Source organism: Desulfosporosinus sp. FKA (assembly GCF_002196785.1).
GTDB classification, from domain to species: domain Bacteria; phylum Bacillota; class Desulfitobacteriia; order Desulfitobacteriales; family Desulfitobacteriaceae; genus Desulfosporosinus; species Desulfosporosinus acididurans.
Genome location: NZ_NAHZ01000032.1, coordinates 364,268 through 374,189 on the forward strand (window position 1 = coordinate 364,268; position 9,922 = coordinate 374,189).

Genomic DNA, 9,922 nt, shown 5'->3' on the forward strand with positions numbered 1-9,922 from the left:
TGGAGAAGAACACGGGGGTTGATTCATTGGCACAGCAATATAAAAGGCTATGGATAACAGGCCTCCTGTTCTTCATAGCCTTAGGCATTGAGCTTCTATATATAAAATCCTATCCGGTACGCTATTTTATCTCTCCGGACGGCTATCTTTACTCCAATATCGCTGAAAATTTTCTCCAGGGCAAAGGCCTGATGAACACGGTGAATTTTGCGGAAGGCGTTAATCATGTTGTCCAAGCTTTTCCTAAGACGCGTGACTATGTGATAGGACCGGTTTACCCTCTGCTTTTGGCCTTAATTTATGGAGTTTTCGGTTTTAAAAGTTACGCAATGGTAGTTATGGTTCTCCATGGTGTGCTTGGAGCCGTCAGCGCGGTACTTGCTTTCAAGACCGGTGAACTTCTGTTCGGTAAGAGGTATGGTTGGATACCTTACGTCTTGACACTTGGTTACCCCTTGTTCGCGTTCTGGGGGATGTATGTCTTGACAGAAACGACGTATGTTTTGGCCATTTGGCTGTTCCTGTATTATTCGGCGCGCTATGCCCGCGAAATCAGCCGCCCTAAACTAACGACTCTTTTGATTTTGGGAGTGGTGATAGGCGTTTCCAACCTTGTTCGTCCCTTGCTTTTGCTCTATTTCCCGGTTCTGGGATTTTGGATATTCTGGATGAAAGGCTGGCGGCTGAAGCAGGCGCTGCGGGATTTTATGCTGATCCTCTTCATGACCGTTGTAGTCATGTCTCCCTGGTGGATACGTAATGAGTTGAAATATCACCAGTTTATAGCCGTTTCCAATTACGGTTCTTACGAGTTTTATTTAGGGAATAACCCGCGAACGATCACCAACAGTTATTTCGTCATGGATCAACCAAGCTATGACCCGGCAGTCAAAGCAAGGATTGACAAACTTCCTCTCCTGGAGCAGGAAAAAGAGTATAAGAGTCTGGGAGTTTCTTATATTTTAAGCCATCCAGTGTTGTTCCTGGAGCGCACCTTTGCCAAAGAAAAGAATCTGTTTTGGCAGCCCGTAAGCCCCGAAGACGGGCAGTCCTATAAAATGAAAGGGTCCTTCCTGGACAAGTGGTATCTGCTTTTAGGCTTAAGCGGAATAATCCTAAGTATTATTTGGCTGAAGAAATACAGCTTTCTTTTGCTTTATATCCTTTACTACAGCTTTATCGTGAGTATGATCTCAGTCGTTTCAGGTGGACGCTATCGCCTGCCGGTGATGCCGGCAATGATTTTGCTGGGGTCCCTGGGTTTTGTGCTGCTCCTTCAAGGAGCCGGGAAGCTGCTGGGAAGACGGGGAAGCGTCCAGAGGAGGTTGGCATAAACGATGTCGCGTGTCCAAATCGTCGTACTCTTTATGAGTATTTTGGTCACAGGTTTTATTATCGAACAAGTTCGCCAGCGACGTCTGGCCGTGGAATATTCTTTAATCTGGATTGTTGCGGGTTTCGGCATGATTTTTTTATCCTTGTGGAAAAACGGGATTGAATACTTGGCGGAGCTTATGGGAATTTACTACGCACCCTCCGCAATTTTCGTAATCTTCGGGGTCTTGGTCTTTATTCTTTGTGTCCATTTTTCTCTGGAGATATCCAGATTGAGTTCTACGAATCGTGTGTTGGTGCAGAAAATTGCCTTACTTGAAGATGACTTAAGAAATTTTCAGCAGAGCCCTCAGATAAAATCCACGCAAATCAGGAAGCAGAAACAAGCAGCGGAAATTAGTCCGCATAAGGACGTGTAAAAAGAAGGTATGCAACGAATTTTAGCGATTGTTCCGGCCTTGAATGAAGCTCGGAATATCGGCACCGTGGTGGATAATCTAAAAGAAGTATCCTCTTGGCTGGATGTTCTAGTCATCGATGACGGCTCGACAGATCAAACGGCGGAGGTCGCCCGCAGTCATGGGGCAAAGGTCATTTCCCTGCCTGTGAATTTGGGAATCGGAGGAGCAGTACAAACTGGGTTTCTCTACGCCGTTAAGAACCACTATGATGTCGCTCTGCAAGTCGATGGAGACGGGCAGCACCGGGCTGAAGAGATCCGGAAATTGACTGAGCCCATTCTCAGGGACAGGGCCGATGTCACCATCGGATCGCGGTTTTTGAGCAAAACGGCCTATAAATCCTCCTTGTCCCGGCGTATGGGAATCTATCTCTTAAGCAAAACGATCCAGTCCGTCGTGCGCAGGAAATATACGGACCCCACCTCAGGATTTCGCGCCTATAATCAGAAAGCCCTGCGTATGGTCTCGGCCCATTATTCCACAGACTACCCGGAACCCGATGCCATTGTAACCCTGGTCAAAAACGGCATACGGGTAATAGAAGTCTCGGTGGAAATGGACGCTCGTATTTCAGGCAGCTCATCAATCACCCCCTTTAAAAGCGGGTATTATATGTTCAAGGTTAGTTTAGCCATCATTCTTAACTCAATGATGAGCCGGATCTGGCCCGATCAATAATTTTTTGGGGACAATCCAGCAAATCATGATATAATTATCTCAATCCTTTGTTTGGGAGAGGAGATTGATAGTTTGAAAGCAACTAAAATCGAAAATAAGGACATCCTTGAAGCAGTTAATTCAGGTTCATCTTATTTTGAAATTGGTAACCGGAAATTTTTATTATTCGAAGTCGAACAATATCCGGACAATAATGATGCTAATGTTTACGAAGTAACTGATGACGAGGAAAAACGACTGCTATTAGAGGCTTTAGAAGGAGATAACCCGATTCTTTCTGATCCAGAAATTGATAAAGCGTTAGGTTCTTTATGAAAATCCACTGGAGAAGATCAGCGGTTGATTCGCTCATATCAATACTATTATCTATTGGAAAATCTGGGCCGTACAAAGTTTTCTATCGGCTTGAAAAAGATGAAATTGAAATTCTCCTAGTTCGTCATCCTCGACAAAATGAGATTTAATACACAAATCCGGAGAAATATTATAAACAATAAACAGAAGCTGAACGAGTTCACTGCAAATATGTACTCGAATTTTGCCCCAAAAAGCCGCCACTATTTTATTCAGTAAATTAGTGGCGGCTTTTCTCTTAGCGCAAATACTGCTTAAGGAGTGGGAAGATGGCGTTAGAGCTTGCAGGACTAAGTGACCAGTTGAGTGACCAGGCTCCGATTCCGCCAAGTCCATATTGGTTGAGCAGGGACAGTTTAGCGTTCCAGCTCTGAGCATCGTCGTAATAAACAGTATGGTTTCCGGCTGAATCCGTGTAATTGAAATAAGGGACTTGAGAGGAATCTCTCTGAATGGGTCCTTGCGCTAAAGCCTCAAGTTCGGCCATACCGCCGGCTTTGCGCTGATAGGTGGCGTCGCTGCCGCTGCCCGTAGTCCACCAGTCATTGCCGTAGTAAGGGATACCGAGGAGTACTTTATGCATATCAACACCTTGACCTTCAGTGTATTGCATAACCTTGTTCATCCAATCAAGGGGCGCAATAGGCCCGGGAGTTGAATGGCTGTAGTCATAGGTCATAACATCCAGGTAATCCACGTTTTGCGCTAAAGCAGCGTAATTAAATTCTGACAGCCAAGACTCGGAGCCTGTGCGAGCCATAACCGCTTCAATGACTAACTTGTTCAGAGGATGAAGTTTAGCATAGAGTTCTTGCATAAATTGCGTAAGATAGGGTCCTGTACTGCCGCTGATGAGTTCAAAGTCGATGACAATTCCGTCAGAGTTAGTGCTTTGGATTAAAGCGACAATCTTGTTTTCCAAGGCTGCCCGAGTAGTTGGTGAAGACAAGACTGTGTCCACAGTTTTGGGAGACGCCCAGCTTGACTGAATTACGGGCAGAACCTTGAGATCGCGGGCATGGACGGCGCTTGTGAATTGAGTATAGTTTTCCGGGGTGGCATCCCAGCCCCCGGTTACATTGCCATTGGCCGCGTCATCAAGGTAATACCAGCTCGGTCCAATCAGGTCTGCATAATCGGTAGCCGGTGAAGGAATTGATTGGAGCTGGCTGAGCATTCCCTTCGCTCCGCTGAGCCCGCCTTGAGTAAACTGCAGGGAAATCCGGGGCTGCACAACTCCCGTACGCAGGATACTTTCCATCTTGTAATTAATCACGCCCCACCCCCCAAGAATCGTAAAGGCAGTGCCGGAAGATCGTTTTTGATCGAGATAAGCGGATGTATAAGAAGCTAAGGGTTTTGAAGGAAACAAAAAGATCGGAGAATTCGTTTTTGCCGCGAGGGCCGCACCTGCTAAGGCATCGGGGAAATTTTCGCCTGTGGCAACATAGACATGAGAACTGTCAAAGGGAAGCTGATTTAGAACGATACTATTTGTTTCGTACTGATCATATCCGGCATAACGGGCGGTAACAGTAACCGGCTGCGGGAGTTTCGCCAGCTGGTCTTCTACGGTTTTCTGAATAACAGCTGTTCCGCCGATCAGAGTAACCTGCCGGACGCCCATTTTGGCAAGAGCCGAGGCGGTGTCTGAAGGTAAGGAATCCGGACGCGTCAGTAAAATCGGTATCCCGTGAGCCGCCGCATAAGAAGAAATACTTAACGCATCGGGAAAATGTTCACCATTAACGATGAAAGCTTGGTCCGAGGTCGGAGTCGCCACACCGGCAATCGCTGCAGCAGTTCCATATTGATCCGTCCCAGCGAGACGTGTCGGCGTAATCCCCTGGTCGATCAGGGTTTGCTCAATAGAACTGCTTAGAGCAACGGTTCCGCCGAGCAGATAGACATTTTTCGTCCCCAGTCGTTTCAGCTCGCTTAAAACAGCAGGATCTAAATGATCGGATTCTGTAAGCAGCAAAGGTCCATTTACTTTATGCGCCAGAACAGATCCTGTGAGCGCATCCGGGAAGTTTTGCCCTGTAGCGAGGACAGCAACGGGAGCTTGATCCCAACCGGCTTTGGAGATTTCTATGGCCGTATCGTAGAGGGTATTGCCGTAGATTCGGTCTGTGACGGAATCAGTAGGAGCGGCCTGGGCTACAAGGGAATGAAAGGGAACCAGATTGCTTATAACGGCTAAACCGCAGATAAGGGCAATGGTGCAGGAGACCAGGCGGAATTTGTGTTTGCTGGTGCTGTATGGCTGATTGTGATTAGTTATCTTAGATTTTCTTGTGAAGAATTTAATAATCCTTCCCCTCCTTTACAGGGATTTATTAACAAGCATTTGGCTGCCACTAAGTATTCGTTACAAAAATGAGAAAACCTGCCGAAATTTAGATAAATCCAACTGCCAATATCAAAATAATTAGGGAGATTGTAGGAGATTATTTTCGGCTCAGGGCAAAAAAGGGAAAAGGAAAGTGACGATTTTTGTCGAATTAATCGTAAGCATTAACTCGTACATAAAGAGGTGGAAGATATTCGTAGTATAAAAAGTTCCTTAATTAAAGAAGTAACACCTAAAATTAAATATCTCCTCGTTCCTTTTTTAATAATTGGATTGAATGTGAGTCTTATACCCTTGTCTTTAACAAGTCAGAACCATCTTACACCGCGAACGTCACAAACTCAAAACCAAATTTTAACTCAATCCCAAACCAGAACTCAACCTCCGTCTCAATCTCAGTCTCAGTCTCAGTCTCATAGCACAGTGAAATTAGCCGGGTCGTCTTCGGCGGGAGCAAGCTCTGTTTCCTCACACACCTCGCAGATTGTCGTCTCCTTAGCCTCTAAAACCGATGTCACAAAGCTGGCCCAAGAATTTAAGGCCACGGTTTTGCGTCAGGGACCGCTGAATTTTGCAACGCTGGGGTTTGCTAAAACGGTCAATATAGCGGCGATGATCACAAGCCTGAAAAGAGTTCCCGGGGTACTCAGTGCTCAGGAAAATCATCGTCACAAGATAGCCGGCGATTCCTTGACCACCTTGCCTTCTGATCCGTATGTTAAAGATCAATGGTCCCTTGTGAACGGAGATGTTGCGGGAGCATGGGGTATGGGGGCAACAGGCAAGGGTATAACTATTGCCATCGTAGATTCGGGCATAGACCTTAACCATCCCGATTTAAAGGATAATATTGTCCCGGGGTACAATGCGATTACCCAGAGTGATGCACCTGGGGCAAATCAAGATGATAACGGACACGGCACCCATGTTGCCGGAATTGCTGCAGCGGAGAGAAATAATGTAGGCATTGTCGGGGTGGCCTATCAGGCGAAAATTATGCCTATCAAAGCAGTCAGTTTCGACGGCGATGGCTATGATGACGCCATTGCCAGCGGAATCGTCTGGGCTGCCGATCACGGAGCTAAAATTATTAATCTAAGTCTGGGATCAGATGATGAAGCATTCTCAGAGGTGATTGGTCAGGCCGTCCTTCACGCCTATAATAAAGGATGTTTGCTCGTAGCTGCCGCCGGCAACTTCGATCCTTCCTCGCAAAAAAATCCCGGGGTCACGTATCCTGCTTCAGATTCGCATGTTCTGGCTGTTGCGGCAACGGACAAAAATAATGACGTTGCTCCATATTCGGCAACCGGTCCGGAAATCAGTTTAGCCGCCCCAGGCGACAAAATTACCAGCGATTGGTGGAGTTTGGCTGAGGGCTCAGGCTATGCTGATGCCAGCGGAACATCGATGGCTTCACCGTTTGTGGCCGGTGAAGCGGCTCTTATCTGGGGGCAGCATCCGAAATGGACACGAGACCAAGTCGTTGAAGCGCTGGAAGCCGGTGTCAAAGATTTGGGAACGCCTGGGCGGGACAATGATTACGGTTACGGCTTAGTTGATGTTGCCCGTGCCGTAACCCTGGCCGCGCAAACCCAAGAAACTCTGCCTTCACCGGCGGATGTCAATAGTTTGGGAGGTAGTGTCGAGACGATAGATGGGTCTGCTGCCTTAACACTGTCAGTTCCTCCTCAAGCCTTCCCAGCATCAGCAAAAGTTTCCCTGACGTCTGTCGCAATCCCGGAAGCTCTTCCGAACGAAGCAAGGTTCTTAACGCCGGCCTTTGACATAGAGTGGGGAAGCGAGACACCGAAAGAAATGCTTGCTTTAAAATGCAGTGATCCTTCTCTGAACGAAATGCAAAACACCGTTATTTATCACTGGGACGGCGCACGCTGGATCGCCTTAGGAGGAGAACTGCAAAATGGGGAAATTAATTTCGGCCTTTTTAATCCGGGGATATATGCCGTGGGAACAATACAGGCCGCCAATCAGTCAGTCCAGCGTTTTGCAGGCACAACGGCCGAAGGAACGGCGATTCAGATTGCACAGGCTGCCTTTCCTACCGGAGCAGATACGGTAATCCTCGCTCAAGCCAATCAATTTCCGGATGCATTAGCCGGTGCGCCTTTGGCCTATAAGCTCCAGGCTCCGATTTTGCTTACCCCCAGCTCCGGACTCACACCTGAAGTTCGCAGCGAAATCCAGCGCCTTGCTCCCAAAACCATCTATCTTTTAGGCGGCCCGGTTGCTCTTTCAGCGAATATTGAGCTGGAACTTCAGCAAACCTACACTGTAAAACGCCTTTACGGGTATACAGCAGAGGGTACGGCGCGGGCTATTGCAGAAGAACTGGGTACAGAAGGACGAGCTGTGATTGCTAATGTCAATCATTTTCAGGATACGTTAGCCATTTCCGCCTGGGCGGCGCGTCAAGGAGTTCCGATTCTGCTGACTGGAGCAGATGCACTAGCAGAAGAGGCGCAAACAGCGCTTAAGGAACTTAAGGTTTCCAAGACCTTGGTCATTGGCGGAACGGCCGTTATAAGTTCGGCCGTTGAAGATCAGCTGCCTCTTCCCCAAAGAATTGCCGGTAATACGGCCTATGATACTACAGCTGCCGTTTTGCAGGCGTATCCGCCAAATTCTTCGAAGCTGGAATTAGCAACGGGGGAGAACTTTCCCGATGCTCTGACGGGAGCAGTCAGGGCGGCACTGCAAGGTTCGATGGTCGTTCTGGTTCCGACCAGGACAGAGCTGCCTTCCAGTCTTATTACTCTGCTCACTTCGTGGAAGGGTAAGCAAATAGAGGCTTTGGGAGGGAAAGTCGCACTTCCTGATGCTGTTGTGCAAAGCGTGGAAGCATTACTTTCGTAGGTGTGGGATAAAATACCACATTTCTTTGCAGGACATCGGTCATTAATATCGAATTACAAAGTATTTTGTAGAAAAGGAGAGGTCGTTAATGTGTCACATTTAAAATGGAAAGTTATGGGGATGCTGCTTTTTGTCTTCTGTTTCCTGTTAGGGCTGCAAAATACTGCTCAGGCATCGCAGTTGAACTTTACAACCACCAGGATTTCCGGGGTGAGGCAAATAGACACTGCCATACAAGTTTCTCAGGCAGGGTGGCAGCATGCAGATACTGTCTTATTGGCGAACTGCGATAACTTTCCCGATGCTTTGGTTGCAGCGCCGCTGTCGCACGAGTTGGATGCCCCTATTCTTCTGACTCAGAAGCAGGGGGTCGATCCCTATGTCATGGATGAAATTAAACGTTTGGGTGCTAAACAGGCTATTCTCTTAGGAGGAACAGCAGCTTTAAGCGCTCAGGTGGAAACGGATCTTGAAAACGCCGGGATCTCTAAACCAGATCGAATCTGGGGGCAGGATCAATACGAGACGGCGCAAAAGGTTGCTGAACGTGTTGGATCCAAAGGTCAGGTTATCCTGGTAAGCGGGGAACAATTCCCGGATGCTCTGTCTATTTCTGCTTACGCAGGAAAGACCGAGACGCCGATACTTCTGACAAAAGCCAACACAATGCCTGAAGCTACGAAAGAAGAACTTGCGGCCTTTCAGCAAAAAGGTGATACCCATACGATTGTCGTCGGCGGAGAAGCGGTGGTGTCCAGTTCCACGTTGACCGGACTGCCGGATGTCCAGCGAATTGCCGGTCAAGACCGCTACGAGACTGCGGCGGAGGTCTATGACTTTGCTCAAGACGATTTAACCGCTCCCAAAACATACGTGGTAACCGGGGAGAATTTTCCCGATGCCCTGGCTGCAGGAGCTCTGGCCGCCAAAGAAAGCGCAGAGCTTATTATGACTCAAAAGGACGCCTTGCCGGGAGCAGCCTATTCTGTGCTGTCTAAAGCCGACGAAAGTTCGAATTCCGCAGTCATTATCGGGGGGACAGCCGTTATTTCCGATCAAGTCAAAGGGATGCTCGAGGGAACGATACCGCCGCCTTCCTTATTAGCAGGAATGAAGATTGTTGTCGATCCAGGTCATGGCGGCCCGGATACGGGAGCTATCGGTCCATCAGGCACCTACGAAAAAAATAACACTCTGGCTGTTGGGCTTGATTTGGCCAGTGTCCTGCGCTCCGCAGGCGCACAAGTCATCATGACCAGAAGTACAGACGTATCTCCGGCTGTCGGACAATACTCCGAACTTTCAGATCTCCAGGCGCGAACGAAAATAGCGAATGATGATAACGCGGATCTGTTTATCTGCATCCATAATGACTCCTTCAGCAATCCGAGTTCCAACGGAACAACAACGTATTACAGTTCAGCCAGTTCCGCAGCCGGCCAATCCAAGACGCTTGCCGACAATATCCAAAGTGAGTTAGTTAAAGAGATTGGTTTATATGACCGGGGGGTAAAGGATGCACCCTTTTATGTTATCAAAAACACGAAGATGCCGGCAGTTCTCATTGAGGTTGGTTTTATCTCCAATCCTACGGAAGAGAAGCTCTTAGGATCACCGGATTTTCAGCAGAAAACGGCTCAGGGGATATATAAGGGTATTTTAAAGTACAAAGGATTCTAGCTTTTTTTATTAAAAACTAAAACTTTGACTGAACCACTTGTAACATCTCTGAAACCTCCTCAACAAAATATTTATGGGATGTTAACAGAATATCCACATTTAAGATGATATTTTGTGGTATACTCAATTAGCTCATTAGTTTTTTTTATGTATTTTTTTTGGCTAATGGTGGAAAACTAATGGT

Annotated in this window: 7 protein-coding genes; 6 read left to right on the forward strand and 1 reads right to left on the reverse strand. The window is 47.5% G+C overall.

Translation table 11 applies throughout. The features are described 5' to 3' along the window. Positions 1 to 26: 26 nt before the first annotated feature. The 4 genes from B5771_RS18630 (at position 27) to B5771_RS18645 (ending at position 2,789) form a co-directional block, all read left to right on the forward strand. On the forward strand, positions 27 to 1,334 hold the full coding sequence (locus B5771_RS18630) for a glycosyltransferase family 39 protein (RefSeq protein WP_242966884.1): 1,308 nt from the start codon (positions 27 to 29) through the stop codon (positions 1,332 to 1,334). A gap of 3 nt (positions 1,335 to 1,337) precedes the next feature. Further along, positions 1,338 to 1,754 (forward strand): DUF2304 domain-containing protein, encoded by a 417-nt coding sequence (locus B5771_RS18635; RefSeq protein ID WP_088188868.1) that lies wholly within the window; start codon positions 1,338 to 1,340, stop codon positions 1,752 to 1,754. Positions 1,755 to 1,763: 9 nt separating this feature from the next. Beyond that, on the forward strand, positions 1,764 to 2,474 hold the full coding sequence (locus tag B5771_RS18640; RefSeq protein ID WP_088188869.1) for a glycosyltransferase family 2 protein: 711 nt from the start codon (positions 1,764 to 1,766) through the stop codon (positions 2,472 to 2,474). Between the two features lie 72 nt (positions 2,475 to 2,546). Next, complete coding sequence (locus tag B5771_RS18645) at positions 2,547 to 2,789, forward strand: hypothetical protein (protein WP_088188870.1); 243 nt, start codon at positions 2,547 to 2,549, stop codon at positions 2,787 to 2,789. 277 nt (positions 2,790 to 3,066) lie between these two features. Here B5771_RS18645 and B5771_RS18655 read toward each other — a convergent pair whose 3' ends face one another. Continuing rightward, positions 3,067 to 5,142 carry a cell wall-binding repeat-containing protein gene (locus B5771_RS18655; protein ID WP_088188871.1) on the reverse strand — a complete coding sequence of 692 codons (2,076 nt, stop codon included), beginning with the start codon at positions 5,140 to 5,142 and terminating at the stop codon, positions 3,067 to 3,069. A 333-nt stretch (positions 5,143 to 5,475) separates the two neighbouring features. On the opposite strand from B5771_RS18655, the gene B5771_RS18660 reads away from it, so the two are divergent. Together B5771_RS18660 and B5771_RS18665 are read left to right on the forward strand one after the other, a co-directional pair. Continuing rightward, positions 5,476 to 8,058, forward strand: coding sequence for a S8 family serine peptidase (locus tag B5771_RS18660; RefSeq protein ID WP_242966885.1), 2,583 nt, complete (start codon positions 5,476 to 5,478; stop codon positions 8,056 to 8,058). Between the two features lie 90 nt (positions 8,059 to 8,148). Further along, positions 8,149 to 9,738, forward strand: coding sequence for an N-acetylmuramoyl-L-alanine amidase (locus B5771_RS18665; protein ID WP_242966886.1), 1,590 nt, complete (start codon positions 8,149 to 8,151; stop codon positions 9,736 to 9,738). Positions 9,739 to 9,922: the final 184 nt, after the last annotated feature.

What these genes read in the sequence shown, in the direction of transcription:
- B5771_RS18640 (WP_088188869.1), top strand. Translation starts at nt 1,764, where the DNA reads ATGCAACGAATTTTAGCGATTGTTCCGGCCTTGAATGAAGCTCGGAAT.
- B5771_RS18635 (WP_088188868.1), top strand. Translation starts at nt 1,338, where the DNA reads ATGTCGCGTGTCCAAATCGTCGTACTCTTTATGAGTATTTTGGTCACA.